16 protein-coding genes are annotated in these 19,919 nt (G+C 44.9%); 5 read left to right on the top strand and 11 right to left on the bottom strand.

The genetic code is table 11. The features are described 5' to 3' along the window. Positions 1–6: 6 nt before the first annotated feature. Positions 7–1,755 carry a lipid A ABC transporter ATP-binding protein/permease MsbA gene (gene msbA, locus AB6E51_RS00905; RefSeq protein ID WP_017060234.1) on the bottom strand — a complete coding sequence of 583 codons (1,749 nt, stop codon included), beginning with the start codon at positions 1,753–1,755 and terminating at the stop codon, positions 7–9. Between the two features lie 31 nt (positions 1,756–1,786). Then, positions 1,787–4,117 carry a DNA internalization-related competence protein ComEC/Rec2 gene (locus AB6E51_RS00900; RefSeq protein ID WP_372058563.1) on the bottom strand — a complete coding sequence of 777 codons (2,331 nt, stop codon included), beginning with the start codon at positions 4,115–4,117 and terminating at the stop codon, positions 1,787–1,789. 17 nt (positions 4,118–4,134) lie between these two features. On the opposite strand from AB6E51_RS00900, the gene AB6E51_RS00895 reads away from it, so the two are divergent. Beyond that, positions 4,135–4,647 (top strand): DUF2062 domain-containing protein, encoded by a 513-nt coding sequence (locus tag AB6E51_RS00895; RefSeq protein ID WP_017060232.1) that lies wholly within the window; start codon positions 4,135–4,137, stop codon positions 4,645–4,647. A 205-nt stretch (positions 4,648–4,852) separates the two neighbouring features. On the opposite strand, the gene lolE is transcribed toward AB6E51_RS00895, so the two are convergent. Genes lolE through lolC form a run of 3 tightly spaced genes read right to left on the bottom strand, consistent with a single transcriptional unit; the run spans position 4,853 to position 7,991 of the window. Then, on the bottom strand, positions 4,853–6,097 hold the full coding sequence (gene lolE, locus AB6E51_RS00890) for a lipoprotein-releasing ABC transporter permease subunit LolE (protein ID WP_076676706.1): 1,245 nt from the start codon (positions 6,095–6,097) through the stop codon (positions 4,853–4,855). Further along, positions 6,098–6,790 (bottom strand): lipoprotein-releasing ABC transporter ATP-binding protein LolD, encoded by a 693-nt coding sequence (gene lolD, locus AB6E51_RS00885; RefSeq protein ID WP_017083246.1) that lies wholly within the window; start codon positions 6,788–6,790, stop codon positions 6,098–6,100. After that, positions 6,783–7,991 carry a lipoprotein-releasing ABC transporter permease subunit LolC gene (gene lolC, locus AB6E51_RS00880; protein WP_372058564.1) on the bottom strand — a complete coding sequence of 403 codons (1,209 nt, stop codon included), beginning with the start codon at positions 7,989–7,991 and terminating at the stop codon, positions 6,783–6,785. Before lolC ends, lolD begins: the two co-directional genes overlap by 8 nt. Before the next feature lie 227 nt (positions 7,992–8,218). Here lolC and AB6E51_RS00875 point away from each other — a divergent pair, with 227 nt between their 5' ends. The 4 genes from AB6E51_RS00875 to AB6E51_RS00860 all read left to right on the top strand — a co-directional run bounded on the left by AB6E51_RS00875 (position 8,219) and on the right by AB6E51_RS00860 (position 13,747). After that, positions 8,219–8,788 (top strand): hypothetical protein, encoded by a 570-nt coding sequence (locus tag AB6E51_RS00875; protein ID WP_017065300.1) that lies wholly within the window; start codon positions 8,219–8,221, stop codon positions 8,786–8,788. Positions 8,789–8,794: 6 nt separating this feature from the next. Beyond that, positions 8,795–12,256: a transcription-repair coupling factor gene (gene mfd / locus AB6E51_RS00870; RefSeq protein ID WP_372058565.1), complete on the top strand. Its 3,462-nt coding sequence runs from the start codon at positions 8,795–8,797 to the stop codon at positions 12,254–12,256. Positions 12,257–12,319: 63 nt separating this feature from the next. Next, positions 12,320–13,087 carry a peptidoglycan binding protein CsiV gene (locus tag AB6E51_RS00865; protein WP_076645518.1) on the top strand — a complete coding sequence of 256 codons (768 nt, stop codon included), beginning with the start codon at positions 12,320–12,322 and terminating at the stop codon, positions 13,085–13,087. A 114-nt stretch (positions 13,088–13,201) separates the two neighbouring features. Then, positions 13,202–13,747, top strand: coding sequence for a GNAT family N-acetyltransferase (locus AB6E51_RS00860; protein ID WP_017095638.1), 546 nt, complete (start codon positions 13,202–13,204; stop codon positions 13,745–13,747). Between the two features lie 142 nt (positions 13,748–13,889). On the opposite strand, the gene AB6E51_RS00855 is transcribed toward AB6E51_RS00860, so the two are convergent. The 6 genes from AB6E51_RS00855 to AB6E51_RS00830 form a co-directional block, all read right to left on the bottom strand. Next, positions 13,890–15,179: an NAD(P)/FAD-dependent oxidoreductase gene (locus AB6E51_RS00855; protein ID WP_004736261.1), complete on the bottom strand. Its 1,290-nt coding sequence runs from the start codon at positions 15,177–15,179 to the stop codon at positions 13,890–13,892. A 511-nt stretch (positions 15,180–15,690) separates the two neighbouring features. Then, the gene (ycfP, locus tag AB6E51_RS00850) at positions 15,691–16,230 is read right to left on the bottom strand and encodes an alpha/beta hydrolase YcfP (RefSeq protein ID WP_004736262.1); all 540 of its coding nucleotides are present in this window, start codon (positions 16,228–16,230) and stop codon (positions 15,691–15,693) included. Between the two features lie 108 nt (positions 16,231–16,338). After that, positions 16,339–17,193: a phosphotransferase gene (locus AB6E51_RS00845; protein WP_372058568.1), complete on the bottom strand. Its 855-nt coding sequence runs from the start codon at positions 17,191–17,193 to the stop codon at positions 16,339–16,341. 185 nt (positions 17,194–17,378) lie between these two features. Continuing rightward, a complete protein-coding gene (lpoB, locus tag AB6E51_RS00840; RefSeq protein ID WP_017060223.1) occupies positions 17,379–17,969 on the bottom strand; it encodes a penicillin-binding protein activator LpoB in 591 nt (196 codons plus the stop codon). 86 nt (positions 17,970–18,055) lie between these two features. Continuing rightward, complete coding sequence (locus AB6E51_RS00835) at positions 18,056–18,439, bottom strand: YcfL family protein (protein WP_372058570.1); 384 nt, start codon at positions 18,437–18,439, stop codon at positions 18,056–18,058. Continuing rightward, complete coding sequence (locus tag AB6E51_RS00830) at positions 18,439–19,830, bottom strand: COG3014 family protein (RefSeq protein WP_371720824.1); 1,392 nt, start codon at positions 19,828–19,830, stop codon at positions 18,439–18,441. Before AB6E51_RS00830 ends, AB6E51_RS00835 begins: the two co-directional genes overlap by 1 nt. Positions 19,831–19,919: the final 89 nt, after the last annotated feature.

Raw genomic sequence — 19,919 nt, 5'->3', positions numbered from 1 at the left:
CCTAATTTATCCGCTGAACTGAATTCGGTGTAATTGTGCATAAGCACCATCATGCGCGATTAGCTCAGCATGTGCGCCCCTTTCTACAATATGACCATCATCAACCACTAGAATCTCATCAGCTTGCTCGATGGTAGAGAGTCTGTGTGCGATAACTAATACTGTTTTGTCTTTCTGCAGTTCTTCTAGTGCAGATTGAATCGCTCTCTCTGACTCAGTATCCAGTGCAGACGTCGCCTCATCAAGAATCAGCACAGGCGCATCTCTTAATAAAGCACGTGCAATCGCAATACGTTGTCTTTGACCACCAGAAAGGCTTGCGCCATTTTCACCAACAACGGTATCGATGCCATTTTCCATGCCTTCGATAAACTCACTTGCATGAGCAAGCTTAGCCGCGTATTCGATCTGTTCACGTGAATACTGTTCTTCTGCTGCGTAAGCGATGTTGTTAGCCACCGTATCGTTAAACAGATGTACATTTTGAGAAACGAGCGCAAAGTGCTCACGCAGATTTCTCAATTCGTAATCACGAATGTCGTGGCCATCAAGCTCAATTGAACCAGAGTCTACGTCATAAAAACGAGTGAATAGGTTAGCAATGGTACTCTTACCCGAGCCAGATCGCCCAACAAGCGCAACCGTTTTACCTTTCGGTATATTGAAGCTGATCTTATCAAGTGCTGGTTTCTCTGCACCGTCATAAGTAAACGTGACATCTTTAACAGCCACTTCACCCATTACAGTTTCAGGTTTCAACGTCCCTTTGTTTTGCTCGGTATCTAGATCCATCAAGCCAAATAGAGTCGTACTCGCAGCCATACCACGTTGGAATTCAGACGTTACGTTAGTTAACGCCTTTAGCGGACGTAATAGACCAAACATTGCAGAGAACACAACGGTAAACGTACCAGCAGTAAGCTCGGCTTTAATAGAATCGACACTAGCAAGGAATAGAACAACAACAATCGCAACTGATGCGATCATTTGAATAATCGGGTTAGCGGCCGCTTGAGCAGTGATTAACTTCATGCTTTGTTGGCGCATTTGGTTACTAACTTTATCAAAGCGGTGTTTTTCTAGATCTTGACCACCGTAAGTTAGAACCACTTTATGCCCTTTCAGCATTTGTTCAGCTGAAGAAGCAACGTGACCCATGCTAGTTTGCATGTTCTTAGAGATCTTTCTGAATCGCTTCGATACGATACTGATCGCCCACGCAACCAAAGGCGCTACAGCAAATAACACCAAAGATAACTGCCAACTATTCCAGAACATCAGCGTCAACAAGCCTATAATACTTGCACCTTCACGGACAATACTGACTAACGCTTTACTGGTTGCTGCAGACACTTGCTCTGAATCGTAAGTAATTCGAGATAGCAATGCGCCTGTCTGTTCTTTATCGAAGAAAGAAACAGGCATGTGCATGAAATGGCTGAAAATCTTACGACGAATTTCCATCACCACATTGCCAGAGACCCAACTCAAGCAATAGGTTGAAACAAAGCCACTGACGCCACGAACGAACATCATGGCAAAGATAATAAGTGGAAGTGTACGTAAAAAGTCAGATTCAGCATTACCAAAGCCTTCATCAAGTAACGGCTTTAGTAAGGAAATCATATAGGTATCAGAAACGGCATTTATAATAAGCGCAATTACCGCAACACCTAGGCCGGCCTTATATAATCGAATATAAGTCCAAAGTCTTTTAAATGTGACCCAGGTAGTTTCATCTGTTTGTGTTGACATAGAATCGCTTAATTTTCTCACAATAATCTATCTATTCTACTCCCTTACGGAGCATCTGCCTATACCACTGCCCGCCTTGTTGTTCTCTAATCGCATGATATTGCCAACCTTCTTTGCTAAGAGTGATGGTTATTTGTCCGCTTTCTCCAGTATCTAGCCAAGTACTCCCCGCTTCCTGATAACGTTCAATAACAAACTCACTCGGCATTCCCCACTGGTTGCCTTTGGCAAGAGAAGCTATCGCCAGCTGAGGAGACACCGCCTCAATAAACGACTTAATCGATGACGAATCGCTGCCATGATGCGGAACCAACATAACATCACTCCTTAGCTGTTCTCCTTCACGAGCAAGTAACCACTCACTTACCAGTTCAATATCACCAGTGAGCAACATTGAGAAATCAGCACTATGATCTGAGATCTTGACCACACACGAATGTGGGTTATACGCCCTCTTTACTTGCTTAGGCGGCCACAACACCTCAAAAACAACATCTTGCCAGTTCCAAACCTCTCCAATAGTACATGTTTGAATATTAGACGGGGCTTGAGTGATAGATTGGCGTTCTTGAATAATGTTCTGACTGGTTCTTATCCACTTTGGCGTATAGTTCTCAAGTAATGCCGGATAACCACCAGCATGGTCAGAATCGAAATGACTCACAATCACGCCTTCTAATTCATAAATCCCCCGCTGATTCAAAGTAGGAATCAACAAAGACTCAACAACCGAGCCTCCTGGCCACGCATTGCCAAGATCATAAACAACAATCTGATTGTTCTTTTCCAAGACCAAAGACAACCCATGCCCAACATCCAAGATATCAATAGTTAGTTTGTCTTGCTGGGGTTTGCTGAACTCCCACCACAGCACAAACACTGCAGTTACCAATATCGATAATGTTCGCTTGAAATACCGACTAACAAAGCTCAAAAACAAGATAAGGAATACTGATAATGCAATCGTCTGATTATCGACTTGGATCCAAAATCGCTCAGAGAAAGGAAGACTAAATACGAGAGGCTCAAGCGATAAGTCGACTAACTTCCACAGCTGACTGACCAAATCATTGTCTAGCGCTGTTATACCAACCACGCCAGACACTGACTCCGATATTAAGCTTAGAAACATTGCCAGAAACAACAGCGGGATCGTCACCATCGATACCCAAGGCAAAAGGAACAAGTTGTAGAAAACAGAGACTAAACTGACTCCTTTGAAAAACAACATCGAGGAAGGCGCGATAAGGAATGTCAGCATCAGTTGAAGCTTAATAAGTTGGAGTGCGTGGTCGATAAATGTAAAGCTTGAAGCTGAGCGCTGAGTATTACAGGCGATATAGAAAACAGCGCCCAATGCACCAAAGGACAACCAAAAACTGCTCGACAAAGCTGAAAACGGCCAAATCAGCAGAACCACGCACACACTTAAAGTAACATACCGAAGCAAACTGATATTTTGCCCACGCCACAAGAAATAACTCGCGATAACGCACATCACCAAAGCTCTCAAGGTTGGCAGCGTGAACCCAGCAAACCAACTATAGAAATACGCCAAGCCGAGCCCGAATATTGTAGGTAACCAAAGAAATGAAGGGGAAAGTAACCTTAATATCTTGCCAATCTGATAGCCGATACCAAAGGCAATCCCAATATGCAGCCCCGAAATAGCCATCAAGTGAATCAGGCCACTGCTTTTAAGCATATCCCACCGCTGAGGCGGAATAAGGTCTCGATATCCAAAACTCAAAGCGATAATGAGATCTTGATTTGCCAGCAGACTTAACCTTTCAAGGCTGGCTTCAAACCATTGGGCGCGTAAGTTGGTGCTAGAATGAATTCGGTACTTGGTATCTGCTCTGTAAGTTGCATTGGCAACCACGCCAGCACTAAACAAGTACTTTTCTCGGTCAAAGCCGGCTTCGTTGAGTTTGCCCCATATCGGCTTTATTGAGGCCGATAAATAGACATCATCTCCAAGCGTTAGCTTGAAAGGAGTAAACAAACGCAATTTTATCAATTGAGGAAAGATTAATTTTTCGCCGCCAATTGATCTGACTACTATTACGCTTTCAAAACCGTGGCTATTTTCACTAAAAAGGCTAACAACCGACGCATTTATGGTAGTATTCTGCCCTGATTGGAATAAGCGACTCGTTTGTATTTCAATCGCATTCCCTAGGCAGATAACTAGTATCAATGCTGTTACTGGACCTCTTGCACTCCGGAAAACGCTATACTTTGTTGATGCTAGCAGTAACAACAGCATCAATGGTGCCCAAACCCAATGTGGCATCACAGGCCAGAAGCTGGCAGACACAACTGTCGCAGCAAATGAAATCAAGAACCAAGTGTTAAACAAGAGAGTAGCTTCCTCCTATGCCAAGAAAGTTTATCAAACGATTTATGCCTGACCATGATCTAATCAAGCGTCAGAAAGCATTGAAAGTTTTTGGCAATGTTTTGTACAACCCCAACTTATGGTGCCTTAATCGTCGCTCTGCGGCTGGCGCGTTTGCTGTTGGGTTATTCATGGCGTTTGTCCCTCTACCAAGTCAAATGATTATGTCTGCAGGCCTTGCTGTCGCATGTGGCGTTAACCTGCCTTTAGCTGTCGCACTTGTTTGGATCAGTAACCCGGTTACCATGCCTGTTCTCTTCTACTTTGCTTATAAAGTCGGGGCGTTTGTTATGCATGTGCCACCGCAAGCCTTCCATTTCGAATTGTCTTGGGACTTCATCTTGGCGCAAATGAGCACTATAGGGCCTCCGTTCTTATTGGGTTGTCTGATTTGTGGCGTGGTTTCAGCAATGATTGGCTACTTTGGTATTCGCGGTTTATGGCGCTACTCAGTAGTAAGAAGTTGGAAGAAGCGACAAGCAAGGCACTGAACGCCATTTCTTGTTATTCAATCTAACCTTGTATGCGCTTCACTTAAAACGTACACAAGTTAAAATCGGATGAGCTACTTACCTCTGCAAGATTGGCATGTAACGAAAGTCGTAAAGAACACGAATTGAATTCAATAAAAAAGGATCCCACTGGGATCCTTTTTTGTATCGACTGAAAACTGACGGCCTGTTATTTAGGCGAATGCTATTTAGAACTCAGCACTGAGGCTGGATTCAACTTCGCCGCGCGTGATGCTGGGTACCATGTCGCCAGTAAACTCAGCACAATCGCAGTGCCGGAAACCACAACAACATCCGTCATATCAAGTTGTGATGGCAAGAAGTCGACAAAATAGATATCACCGGACAAGAACTGGTGATCGACCAACTTTTCAAGTCCTTTGATTAGTGTCGTGAGATTAAGAGCGACTAGCACACCTATTGCACTGCCCACTAAACTGCCTAACACGCCTGAGAATACGCCCTGCCAAACAAAGATGCGCTTCACAAGGCCGTCTGATGCGCCCATGGTTCTTAAAATCGCGATCTCCGATGCTCTGTCTTTGACTGCCATCATTAAGGTCGAGACAATATTGAAACAAGCAACACCAATAACCAGTACCATCACCAGATACATAATGGTGCGAACCAACTGAATATCTCGATACAAGAAGCCAAACTTTTGTTGCCAGCTTCGTAGATACACATACACATCAAGCTGGTTACCCACTTCACGCACAATAGAGTTCGCGTTCAGCACATCGGTCACTTTTAAAGAAACTCCGGTTACTGCCTCGCCTAGGTTTGCATAAGCTTGAGCATCGCCAATCGGGATTAGTGCCAAGCTGTGGTCTATTTGGCCATTAAGCGTCAGCAAGCCAACCACTTTCACTCGAACTCGTTTTGGCGCCTGAACTTTCACAGAACCGTTAACCGTTGGAATCATCAAGGTCAGATAGTCACCCACTTTCGCCCCCAACACGTTAGCCACACCAGAACCTAAGATGATTTGTTGTTGCCCTGCTTTAAACTCACTCCAAGCTTGTTTATCAATAAATTTCGATAGGCTTGATACCTGTTGTTCAAGTTGTGGATCAACACCGCGAACTTCAATTGCTTTGAGTTCTTTGCCCTTTTCAGCAAGCGCGGTAATTTTTACATAGGGTGCTGCAGCTACAACTTTATCATTTTTCACCGACTGCTCAATCACGTGCTCCCAGCGAGTCACTGGTTCATTTACACCCTCGAATTCACCATGTGGAATAACGGAAAGTACACGCGACTCAAGCTCTCGCTCAAAGCCATTCATTGCAGACAAACCGATAATGATCACCGCCACACCAACGGCAATACCAATCGTCGAAGACAAAGAGATGAACGACACCATTTTGTCTCGTTGTTTCGCTCGGCTAAATCGGCCACCTATCAATAGAGATAAAGAAGAAAACACTTAGCTCTCCTCTTTTTCTACGTTGACCAATAAACCATCTTGCATGTGAAGCTGGCGATCCATCTTACCTGCAAGTTCACCATCATGAGTTACTACCAAAAAGGCCGTGTCGTACTCGCGGTTTAGTTCACGCATTAAGTCGTAAATAGAAAGTGCGGTGTTGTGATCAAGGTTGCCGGTAGGCTCATCCGCCAACACCAAAGCAGGTTTATTGACTAAAGCTCGAGCAATCGCCACACGTTGCCTCTCACCACCAGAAAGCTCTGAAGGTCGGTGGTCAACACGATGACTCAATCCAACTTTATCCAACAGACGTTGCGCCTCTTCTTTTGCTTTAGCTGGCTTTTCACCACCAATCAGCAGCGGCATTGCCACGTTTTCTAACGCTGAAAAGTCCGAAAGAAGATGATGGAATTGATAAACAAAGCCAAGATGCTGGTTACGAAGCTTCGCCTGCTTATTTGAGCTCAAAGATGCTAAGTCTTGTCCGAGAAAGCTCACGCTGCCGTCAGACGCATCATCCAATGCCCCTAAAATATGCAATAACGTACTTTTACCGGAACCAGAGGTACCAATGATAGCGACTAGCTCACCCTTTTCGATTTCAAAGCTGACTCCCTTGAGAACCTCAGTATCTAACGAGCCTTCACGGTACGTTTTACGGATATCATTACATTGAAGAAAATTACTCATAACGAAGGGCCTCAGCAGGTTTCACAGACGATGCACGATAAGATGGGAATACAGTGGCAATCAAGCTAAGTGCAATAGCCAGAACCACAACAACGGCGATTTGAATTGGGTTAATTAAAATTGGCAACTGTCCACCAAATGAAAACAGAGCAACACCCATCGCCTCTAAAATAGTATTGAGGTTCATCGCTAGGGCAACGCCTAACACGCCACCAGAGAGCGCACCAATCACGCCACTACTTGCGCCTTGAACCATGAATATCCCCATAACTTGACCATCGGTCATGCCTTGGGTTTTAAGAATAGCCACTTCAGACTGCTTCTCCATCACCACCATGATAAGTGCCGAAATAATATTGAAAGCAGCAACACCGATGATCAGCCCAAGCATTAAGCCCATCATATTTTTTTCCATTCGAACGGCCTGGAAAAGCTCGCCACGTTGGTCACGCCAATCACTCCACACCCAACCTTCCGGTAGCGGGGTATTCGATAAATTTGCGACTTCAAATGGGTCATCAAAAAACAGTCGCCAGCCTGAAATCGTATCAGACTTATAACGCATCAATCGCCCTGCGTCTTTGATGTCGGTAACCATCAATTGAGCATCGATATCCGAGCCCGTGTTAAAAATGCCAGCTACGGTAAAATTTCGTTGACTAGGTATGCGCCCTAGTGGTGTGTATTGACTCGCGCTGGTCACCATTAGACGAACTTTGTCGCCCATCGATACTTTTAGGTTTCTCGCCAGAGTATGACCAAGAAACAGCTGATATTGCCCAGCTTGAAGTGAAGACAAGCGACCCGCGATTAAGTGGTCTTGAAGTGGATCATCAGAATTGGGTTGGATGCCAATCAAAAGGCCAGCAGAAAGCTGAGCAGGGCTCTGAATCACTGCCTCACTGCGAACAATCGGTTCAACATGACCATTAAGCGAAATTTGTTCTGCGAAGCTTGGGGCTTTTTCAGAAAGTGAGGTCGTGCCTCCTTGTTCATAAACCACCGCTTGAGGAAGAACGCCGAGAATTCGGTCTTTTAATTGCGCTTCGAATCCATTCATTACCGATAAAACAGTAATCAAAGACAGCACACCAATGGTGATACCTGCCGTCGACATGTAAGAAACAAAACGGCTAAAGCGATCACCTGAACGGCCTTTCAAATAACGCAGGCCAACAAACATTGAAATAGGATGAAACATACTTTGAACCATCAAAAAGGGATGCGGGTTAATGTAACGGGTATTGCTGTTACTGTGTAGGGGGTAATTGAAAATATAGAGTGAATTAACTCAATTAGTTAGGCCTGAAAAACAGAACCCTGTCAAAACACCAAATTTCAAACAACTATTTGATAGTTTCAATTAACTGACCTTGATTACTGCGGCCACATAGCGATAATCAATAGATCACTTCAAGGAACTAACGCATGACAGAACAAGAGTTTTTCACCGTTCACCATAGCCTTACCGCTAATATTGAACCAATGGACAGCGGCTTCACTTTACCTTCTCAAATTCAATTCGAATCTGAGATCCCAGCACCATTTGTGGTGGCAAGTGAATTTAGCCAATTGGATCTGTTAGCTGACAGCGCTCGAGCGGAACTGAAAAACAGCGACTTGAAGAATGTCACCAGTTTATTGGATGCACAAAACTCAAAATTAAACCTCTTGTTGAGCTTTATGTTATCGCAGCAAGATGATGAGAAATTTCGCACTCACACCTATTCATTTGGTGCGAGTCAGTTTTCCTGCTTTTCAAAAGCAGACATCGAACCGGGTCGCTTAGTAAAAGCCAAACTTTTTCTAGAGCACCCAGCTGCAGCCATTTATTGCTACGCAGAAGTATTTGCTAGCGAGGCGAAAGACTCAGGTTTCGAAATCAAATTTAAATACGCTCATCTTCGCGATACCGACCAAGACCTGCTAATTAAAGCGGCACTTTATCAACAACAGAAACTCTTGCGTCAACGCTCTCTAGACCGAGATAACAAGTAAATTAACATGACCAAAAAATCCATATTTACACTACCTAAACTTAAAGGTGCCGGTGACAAAAAGCACATCGGTAACCTAGTCGGTTCTTCTCTCGCTCTTGCCATTGCCAAACTCGCAGAGCAACACAACAGCCATACCGTCTTGGCTGTACCCGACCCACAAGTGGCGCTTAAGCTTCAATCTGAAATTGAACAGTTTACGGCACATGAAGTCGCATTATTCCCTGACTGGGAAACGCTGCCATACGATAGCTTCTCGCCGCACCAAGAGATCATCTCAGATCGTATCGCACGCCTTTACGCACTGCCAACACTAAAAGATGGCATCACGATCGTTCCGATCAGCACGTTATTGCAACGCCAGTCACCGCGAGACTTTTTGCTACAACACACGTTAATGGTGAAAACGGGTGATCTGTACTCGTTAGAGAAGCTGCGTCTTCAACTTGAAAAGTCTGGCTATCGTTATGTAGACCAAGTGTTTGGCCCGGGTGAGTATGCGAGTCGAGGTTCAATTCTCGACTTGTTCCCAATGGGCAGTAAAGACCCGTATCGAATCGATTTTTTCGATGACGAAATCGACACTATTCGTACTTTCGATCCTGAAAACCAGCGTTCTATCGAAGACATCTCTGAGATCCGCCTGCTGCCTGCTCACGAATTCCCAACCTCGGAAACAGCGATTGAAGATTTCCGTATTCGTTGGCGCCAACAGTTTGATGCGCGCCGCGAACCAGAATCGGTTTATATGCAGGTATCTAAAGGCACATGGCCTGCTGGTATTGAGTATTGGCAACCACTGTTCTTCGATCACACAGAAACCTTGTTTGATTACGTTGCCGATGAAGCGCAACTGCTGATTCTAGGTGATGTCGAGACTGCAGTAGACTCATTCCTAACGGACGTTGCTCATCGATACGAACAGCGCGGTGTTGACCCATTACGGCCACTTCTCACGCCTGAACAACTGTGGCTGAAGAAAGACGAGCTGTTCGCACACTTCAAACAGAAGCCACAAGTCAATCTGAGCTTAGATTCAATTGAAGAGAAAGCTGGACGTACCAACCTTCCGGTTGTGTCTCTTCCTGATCTCAGTGTTCAGCATCAGAATAAAGAGCCACTCGCAAACCTAAGAAAGTTCACTGAAGCCTTCGAAGGAAAAGTGGTCTTTTCAGTTGAGTCTGAAGGTCGTCGTGAAGCTCTGAGTGAATTACTGCGAGGCATTAAAGTTCGTCCAAGCGAAGTTGAAAACCTCGATGCGGCGATTAAAGGTATAGATAAGTTCAGCCTGATCTTAGGGTCAGCGGAACATGGCTTTATCCACGAAGAGCAAAACATCGCCCTTATCTGTGAAAGCGACCTGTTGGGTGATCGCGTTGTTCAGCGCCGTAAGAAAGACAAAAAAAGTGTTAACAGCGACACTGTCATTCGTCACTTAGCCGAACTTAAACCAGGTCAGCCTGTTGTACACATTGACCATGGTATAGGTCGCTACATCGGCCTACAGACTCTCGAAGCCGGTGGTATGAAAACCGAATACGTAACCCTTGAGTATCAAAACGATGCCAAGCTCTACGTACCTGTTGCTTCTCTGAACTTAATCGGACGTTACTCGGGTGGCGCTGAAGATTCAGCACCACTACATAAACTCGGTGGCGAAGCGTGGCAAAAAGCTCGTAAACGCGCCGCGGAGAAAGTCCGTGACGTTGCAGCAGAGCTACTTGATGTTTACGCCAAGCGAGAGCTAAAACCTGGCTACAAATTTGTGCTCGACCGTGGCCAATACGCGACTTTCAAATCTGGCTTCCCGTTTGAAGAAACCGATGACCAAGCGATGGCCATCAATGCTGTTATGTCTGATATGTGCCAAGCCAAAGCCATGGACCGTTTGGTGTGTGGTGATGTTGGCTTTGGTAAAACCGAAGTCGCGATGCGTGCAGCATTCGTTTGTACCGACAACAGCAAACAAGTAGCGGTTTTAGTTCCTACTACTCTACTTGCTCAGCAACACTTCGAAAACTTCCGTGACCGTTTCGCCAACTTGCCGATTCGTGTTGAGGTTCTATCCCGATTCAAATCAGCTAAAGAGCAAAAACTAATCATGCAAGATGTCGCCGACGGTAAAGTGGATATCCTAGTCGGGACTCACAAGCTGCTTTCGAGCGATATTAAGTTTAAAGACCTAGGCCTGCTGGTTGTCGATGAAGAACACAGATTTGGTGTACGTCAGAAAGAGAAAGTGAAAGCGATGCGTGCGGATGTCGATATTCTAACGCTTACTGCGACACCGATCCCGCGAACGCTGAACATGGCAATGAGTGGCATGCGTGACCTTTCGATCATCGCTACACCACCCGCACGACGCTTGGCAATTAAAACCTTCGTTCGCGAGAGTGATGATGCCATCGTCAGAGAAGCGGTGCTGCGTGAAATCATGCGTGGTGGCCAGGTTTACTTCCTACACAACCAAGTCGACACGATTGAGAAAACAGCAGAGTCATTGCAAAAACTGATTCCAGAAGCGCGTGTCACCGTTGCCCATGGTCAGATGCGAGAGCGAGAGCTAGAACGCATCATGAATGACTTTTATCACCAGCGTTTTAACTTGCTAGTGTGTACCACCATCATAGAAACGGGTATCGACGTACCAACGGCAAATACCATCTTAATGGACAGAGCTGATAACCTTGGTTTAGCGCAACTGCATCAATTACGTGGGCGTGTGGGTCGATCTCACCACCAAGCTTATGCCTACTTGCTAACACCTCCCCCGAAAGCAATGACCAAAGATGCCGTCAAGCGATTAGACGCCATTGCTTCACTTGAAGACTTAGGTGCAGGCTTTACGCTAGCAACCCATGACTTAGAGATTCGTGGTGCAGGTGAACTACTCGGTGATGAACAGAGTGGTCAAATCCAGTCGGTTGGCTTTACGCTTTACATGGAGATGCTTGAACAAGCGGTTGAGGCATTAAAAGAGGGACGAGAGCCATCGCTTGATGACCTACTGCGTGAACAAACTGAAATTGAGATGCGCCTGCCAGCACTGTTGCCTGATGACTACATCCCAGACATCAATACACGTTTGTCTACCTATAAGCGTATTGCGAGTGTGAGTGACACCGACGAATTGGCCGAGTTGAAAGTCGAGCTGATTGATCGCTTCGGCCTTCTACCTGATGCTACCAAAAACTTGTTGTCAGTTTCCGAGCTAAAATTAGCCGCGGCGTCAATCAAAGCGAAGAAAATTGAAGCTCACGATAAAGGTGGATTCTTAGAATTCTACCCAGATGCTGACATAAACCCGGCCTACCTTGTTAAACTGTTGCAATCTCAACCGCAAAAGTTTTCAATGGAAGGACCAACAAAGTTCAAGTTTACGATACCATTGGTCGACAGACGGAAACGAATTCAATTTGTTAGTGATTTATTGGGCGAATTCAGACAGAACTTGCTGCCTTCAGCATAAGACCCAATCCACTTGCACATATAAATTATCCAGCCGATAGATCGGCTGGAAGACGGAGTAAAAATGAAAAGACTGATCCCACTGCTACTATTGTTCGTCTCACTGCCAAGTTTGGCGCAGAGACAATTTGATATAGAAGTGATCATTTTTAAGCGTGCTGTTGATGCAGAAAAAGTGAATGAATCTTGGCCTAACACACAGCCTAAGATTTCACTTGATCGCGTTGGTTCATTTCAAGATACCCAATACCGAGCAAAGAAAGGCGTTCAAATGCTGCCTTACTCGGAATACAAGTTAACGCCTCAGAAAGACAAGCTACGTAAACACGCTGGTTTTGAAGTGCTAATGCATACCGCTTGGCGTCAGGGCGACCAAGGTAAGAGCTCGGCACCTGTATTCCACATTCAAGCAGGTAAAGATTTCTCTAAAGACTTCAACGCTGACGGTTCAGAGAAAGGTGCAGTAACTGCAGCAAATACTGATGGCTTCAAAGAAGAAACCATTGATAAGCCACTTTACGAATTAGACGGCAAGCTGCAAATCTACGTTCAGCATTACCTCTACGCTGAAACAACATTGGATTTAAAAGCGCCGAGCGTTCGTGAAGTGACTCTTCAAGAGCAACAAATCGAGCTAGATTCACCAGTAAGTGGCGCCGAAAGCAATGTTCAAGTGGGCAACCTCACTGAAATCTCTCCGACGGTTGAAGTGGAAGAGTTCCTTAAGAGCTACCGCATGGACCAAAAACGTCGTATGCGCAGTACTGAGACTCACTACCTTGATCACCCGCTTCTTGGTATGGTGATTCAAGTTCGACGTGTGGCGCAGTAAGTTACTTGCCGATTCGGCTATAATTATATAAATAATTCAATACGCCCTCCATTGTGAGGGCGTTTTATTACGCGGTACTTACTATCCTTATCTACACGTTACTTGGTACGTCCTATGAGCCCTGACTTTCAGATCAATACACAAAATCTCAGCCTCAAAATTATTGAAGCCTCAGGCGCTCAAGAATTTTCGCAGCTGGTTAAGTCCTCCCCGAGTTTATTGCCATGGCTCGACTGGTGTCATAGCGAGTTTTCTATCATCGAGGCCGAGAAATTCATTCTGGCGACTCGCTTAAACTGGGTTAAAGCCGAAGCGTTTGGCTTTGGTATCTTCGAGCGAAAAAGCGATAAGTTAGTCGGTATGGTGGCCATTAATGAGCTTTACCACACCTTTAACATGGCAAGTTTAGGTTATTGGGTAGGTGATGAATTTCAAAGAAAAGGGATAGCCAAGGAAGCGATGATTGCCTTATTTGAATTTTGCTTCGCACTGCTCAAATTAACGCGTTTGGAGGTTGTCTGCGATACAGAGAACCTACCCAGCCAAAAGCTGATCGAGAAATGTGGCGCTGAACGTGAAACCATTGCTAAGAATCGCTTTATCTTTAACGGTAAGCCGAAAGATGGCGTGGTTTATTCCGTGCTACCTCCAACCTCTTAACAGCTTAATAGCTTAATAGCTTAATAGCTTAATAGCTTAATAGAGTAACAATCCGTCACAACACGCAGTCGACACGATCAAAAAAGAACTCCGAAGAGCTCTTTTTTATTATCAGCGTAATGACCTTAGAAGGCTTACCTGATTAGTGAAGCTTTAGGTTTGGACGAAGTACACGGTTAATACGACCAACTAACATCATCAGCGATGTTTTAATTAGTCCGTGAAGCGCCATCTGATGCATACGGTACAAAGAGATGTAAACGATACGAGCAATACGACCCTCAACCATCATCGAACCTTTAGTTAGGTTACCCATCAAGCTACCTACCGTAGAAAATCGGCTTAGCGAAACAAGTGAGCCTTTGTCTTTGTAGATGTAATCTTTCAGGTCACGACCGTTCAACTTAGCAATGATGTTGCTGAATGCACAACTTGCCATCTGGTGAGCCGCCTGTGCACGTGGTGGAACGAATGAACCGTCTGCTTGCGTACATTGCGCTAAGTCACCAATAGCAAAGATGTTGTCATCAAGCGTAGTTTGTAGCGTGTTTTTCACAACCAACTGGTTGATACGGTTCGTCTCAAGACCACCGATATCTTTCATGAAATCTGGCGCTTTAATGCCTGCAGCCCAAACCATGATTTGTGCTGGGATCTTCTCACCATCTTTAGTCGTTAGGCCGTCAGCATCAGCTTGTGTAACCATTGTAGTCGTACGCACAGTTACACCAAGCTTCGTAAGCTCAGAGTGTGCTGCACTCGAAATACGAGGAGGTAAGGCTGGAAGAATACGCTCACCCGCTTCAACAAGGTTAACGTTCAGCTTGCTTGAATCTAGATCGCCAAAGCCATAAGTACGAAGCTCTTTAACCGCGTTGTGCAGTTCTGCAGAAAGCTCAACACCTGTCGCGCCAGCACCAACAATAGCAATATCTACTGTGCCTTGGCCGTTCTTAGCGTGAAGCTTTAAGAACTGGTTGTTCATTTCTGTACGGAAACGGTGCGCTTGCTCTGGACTATCAAGGAAAATACAGTTGTCGCGAACGCCTGGTGTGTTGAAGTCGTTTGACGTTGAGCCTAGCGCCATCACAAGAATATCGTATTCAAGTTCACGGCTTGGCATAAGCAGTTCACCGTGGTCATCTTTCAGTTCGCTCAGGGCGATCACTTTACGTTCACGATCGATGTCGTTCAGGCTGCCCATTTGGAAATCGAAGTAATGGTTTTTTGCGTGTGCGCGGTAGCTTAACGCATCAACACCCTCGTCCAATGAACCCGTTGCTACTTCATGAAGTAATGGTTTCCATAGGTGGCTTGCTTTACGATCTACCAGAGTAATCTGGGCACGCTTTTTACGACCTAAAGTGCGGCCTAGCTTAGTTGCTAGTTCTAAACCACCAGCTCCACCGCCTACTACGATAATTTTTGTCACAATGACAATCCTCTACAAAATGAATAAATGGGGTTCGGTTCGATTACTCCAACCGATAAATTCTATGTATCTACTCGGCCTTGAATGCGAAGGCTGTTACAAATTGGATTACCGCGAAAAAGAATAACGACAGCTCACCGAGTAGTTAGAGGGGTTACAAGCAACAAACATTGGCTTGCCGCTTTGCTCACTTGGATAAAAAAGGTGACTACCTGAGAGGTAGAGCACAAATAATGGGCAAGTTTTATCACTCGCTCTCAATTTTTCTTGATATTTATCAAAATATTTTGCTTGGGAACATTATATATAGCAAAAAGATGACCGCAACAAAAATCCTTACCCACAATGAGGATTCGCGGCGAATTAGTTAACGTTTGCGCAAACTTATCTTTAAATGCTCAAACTCTTCAAAAAATAACTACAACCATTTGATTAATGTTCGGCTCTTGGGTTCAGATGTAAAAAAAGCAGCACTCAATTGAGTGCTGCTTTTATAAAATAACTGGAATAATTAAGCGTTTTTAAACGCTTTCATTGTCTTCAAGTGCTGAGAGATTTTTTTGAACTTATGACTCTCTTTTTCGTCCCAGATGACATCATAATAATCTTCTAACGCGGCAGCTGTTTTGGTATTGTCGTGAATCTCATCTTCACGAGAAAGCACCACTAAACAGCGACCTTTGTTCTTCATACGATATTGAGCAACACACTTAGTCGCGATGTCTTCGTACTCTTCTGGACGGTCAATTCGACCTACCATGTTGTTCTCAGGGTGCAGATTCGGGTTGAACACCACCTGCTTGATACCACATAAAAAACCAATACGTTCAGACCAAAAACCACCTAAGCCTACACCACAAATAATCGGATGCGGGTCATCGGATTGCTCTATCACTTTATGCACTTCTTTTAGCAAATGTTGCATATCGTGTTTTGGATGCAAAGTACTGTAGTTAATGAAACGAACGTCATCATCAATGAATTGCAACTGCAGTATTTTTTCGTGATTGCCAGGGCTAGTTGAGTCGAAGCCATGTAGATAAATAATCATTAGTACCTCCTTGTTGAATATTGGTACGTTTTAATTAATCTAACATGAAAAATAAGGTTTTAAAGGGAACACGAACGAAATTATATTTTTCACTTCCTAAACGTGATCCTAGCTACATAAAGTGTGACTCAGCGCCTCTGCTTCACGCAGATAACTTTCATCGCCCCAGAGCTGATGCGCAAGTAAATACCACAGCATCGCCATCATTTGGCTTCTTGGTAACCATGCTTCTACCCCATCAAGCCAAGGTTGGGCATCATGGATGCCTCGCAGCTGACAGTACTGATTAACGGCTTCAGCAACTGGTAATACTGCAACAGCAATGGTCAGCGTAAGATCAAGTCTAGGGTCTGCTAATGCTGCATATTCCCAATCAATAATCTTAATCCCATCACTATTTCTCACTAAGTTATAACCACCTAAATCAAAATGGCACAAAGACAGGTCAACATTTGGGATACTTGGAGCCACGCGCCACTCTTGATAAATCTTGGTGCAGGTTTCAGTCTTATGAATCGCATCAAGTTGGAGCCAGTAATGATCGACTCGCGCCGTGAAACTGAATGGTTGCAGTGGTAATCGCGCAGTATTAACCAGATGAACAGAGATCAGCGTTTTCAACAGGTCATCGAGTTCTAGATCTTCGTAAAGTGTCTCACCCGCAATCCACTCAACCAGTAACCCCTGCTCATTCACTACCATTGGGCTTGGCCCGATACCGAGTCGCTCAATGGCAGACAGCACTTGGTACTCTTCATGGCGAGAAATGAAGAACGCTTTGGTGATAGGTGTGGTTGGCCGCCAAACATACGCAGTACCATCGGCATCGACCAACTTCCAACATCGATTGGTCAAACCGCCTGTTAATGTCTGTGCTCTAACTGGAGGCTCAGAAAAGTAACCGTCAAGCGAACTCAAACTGGTATCAAGAAGCTTAGCCTCAGACCAAGAAAAAATTGCCATATTTACTCCCTATAAACGTCTTCATTCCCTACAAAAAAGACACTGACCAAAAGCCAGTGTCTCTTCATAAACAGCACATCATGCACTGCATTGGCGTGTGACCAAGCTATACGCTGTCAAGATTAAGCGCTGCCAATACTAGACATTGTCAAATCCGGCTGCGCATAGTTGGCAAGTAAGCGAAATTAAAGGCCTAGTAGGCTCTTAGATTGTTGCTTACGGATTTCAGTCTCGTCAGCCCATTCAATCAAGCCAGACTCAAGATCCATTAGACGCATCGTCATTTTGTAGTATACGTCTTCATCGCTACCCGCTTTCTTAACGATGCTTGATAGGTTGCCGTACAGCATGTACTGAGCACCAACCATTTTACCGAATTGAATCGCTGAACTTTGGTTTACAAGCTCATCGTTGTTTTGGAAGTTCAATTGGTCACGAACAGACTCTACACGGTCCATATCAACGAAACGGAACTTACCAGAGTTCAGCATCTTAGTACTGATAGTGTCAGTGATTGACTCAGTATCGATGTGCTCACTTGTTTTGTTCTTGATTCGCTCTACAAACACGATTGGACGCTGTTCACGAGTAATGTAAGACACAGAACCAGACGCCATCATGCTATCGACCATTTCACCCGCAATCGTTTGAAGGTCAGTTGAACCGAAATCGATTGTCGTGGTTTCTACTGCTTGTGCATCACCGTAGCTTACCTTGTTTGAACAACCGCCTAAAATAACCGCTAAACCTAGTAGCGCAATGACACTCTTTTTCATTTTGTTTCCTCAACTTATCACTGAGCGGGGTTACCCACACTCTTAAATTCTTGTATTTACGAATCATGAGACCCGTTTAATCTAACTTACTGCTCTCGGAACTGGACTCTGAACTGAGTCGCTTTCGGGTTTACCGACACTTCCGACAACGAAATACTTTCAAAACCACGAACAATCGCTTGCTTCCAAGGACCTTGTTTAAGGTTGACCTCAAGCCCGGCATCGTCGTACCAGTAAAAACGATAAAGAATATGTTGATCGCCTTTATAGTTACTGTTTAAACGAACGATTCCTCGCGTATGACCGTCGACCAGATCGGTGCGAATATCTTCAACCTGTAAATGGCTGCCCAATACCTTGTCACCAAAGAAAACGTTCTGAGTCAGACTATCGACCCTTACGCCAGCTGTATTATCAGCACAACCAGCCAGAGCCATAACCGCTGCTAAGCTCACTAACCACTTTTTCATTACAGCCTCCCTAGCTGTTTATGCCACATTGTTGCATTGTTTCCTTGTCGAGAAATCCACACCAAGGTGGTCTGCCCTCCTCGAATATCAAAGTCGTACGTTTTAGCGCCCGCTTCCAACGTATATTGACCGCTGTTTGCTACAAACGTGCTGCTCTTAATCTCTGCAGGTAATGATTGCCAACTACGAGTGTCTGGTTGCTCTGTCAGTGTGTTCCACACGTTGAACAGAATATTACCGACATCATCGCCTTTGGTTGCCTCTTTACGAATGCGATCTTTCGCGACTACACGTAGCGCTTGGCGAATAACAATGCTCGTCATACGTTCAGATAGATCGTTCTGCGCCATCGCGTTTACATCAGTGATCAAATGTTCTTGTAGCGGCTGTCCGCTGATTCGCAAGGCAGAAAAGCGCTCTACGTTTTGACTTGGGTAATATGGCAGCGCAAGAGAGTATATTGCCCCCTGATCGCGACTGTCATAAACAGGTAAATCCAGTCGCCAACTGTCCATAGCTTGTACAGCGCTCTGCTCTTGAAGAACAATCACTCGCCCTTCACCTGCACTAAGTTTAGAAGATTGCTTATAGCGTTTTTCTAACGTCGCTAAATCTTGTCGCATCCCTAAACGAGCGGCTGTTGCCATGGTTCTATCGATGATTTCTTGGTTCTCTGGCATCACAGCCAAAGCGCGACGATAGTCAACGTAGGCGCTGTTTAAGTCATTTGACGCTTCATAAAGCAGACCAGACAAGAACATCAGATACGCATTCTGTACTGACTGCAGCTTTTTACCCGCATCAGGGTAATTAGCAAGGATGCTACCCACATTGGCAGACAAGCCTTGCTTCTTCGCATCGCTGGCTGCTTTGTCTAATTCTGCTTCGCGTTGCTTCTTCGCTTGTTCTTGAACTTGGTTGGCGCGACGCATTTCGATCACCGCACCTTCTAAGTCGTTTTTCTTAAGGTAATTTAAACCGAGATATAGATGAAGAAAGCCCAACTCATAATCGGCTGGCACATACTCGGTAATATTGTCATTCACAGCCAACGCACCCACACTGGTTGCACTGTCTGAGATTGAGATCACGGCTTTGCGTTGCTGCTCAGTAACCGCCTGATCAGCCACTTCAAACGAAGCCTTACTCTCAGGGTATTTTTGATCCAGCAGATTAATTCTGCCTCTTTCAAAGTTATCAAGGATGTCGCCTGCCGCGTAATCTGGTAGCTCTTGCTGAGCCTCTGAATAATCTCCAGATTTAACGGCTTGGTAGATCGCTTTGTTCTGTGCGCTGTAATGGCTGAACAGGCTTCCTGCAGACATACTCGCACAACCTACGGTCAACGCCGATAACAGGGCAATGGAAGCGAATCTAAACTGTTGCTTCACTTATCGTCTCCGTGCATGTTTAAAATGCCTACTTTATTAGGGTCTGCTGACCTTTAATGGTCTCATTATCAAAACGAAACATGTTGTAA

This window comes from Vibrio sp. 10N.247.311.47, from assembly GCF_041467535.1.
GTDB classification, from domain to species: Bacteria; Pseudomonadota; Gammaproteobacteria; order Enterobacterales; family Vibrionaceae; genus Vibrio; species Vibrio crassostreae_C.
Note: the sequence above shows the minus strand (reverse complement) of the source record. Positions and strands in the feature narration are given on the sequence as shown.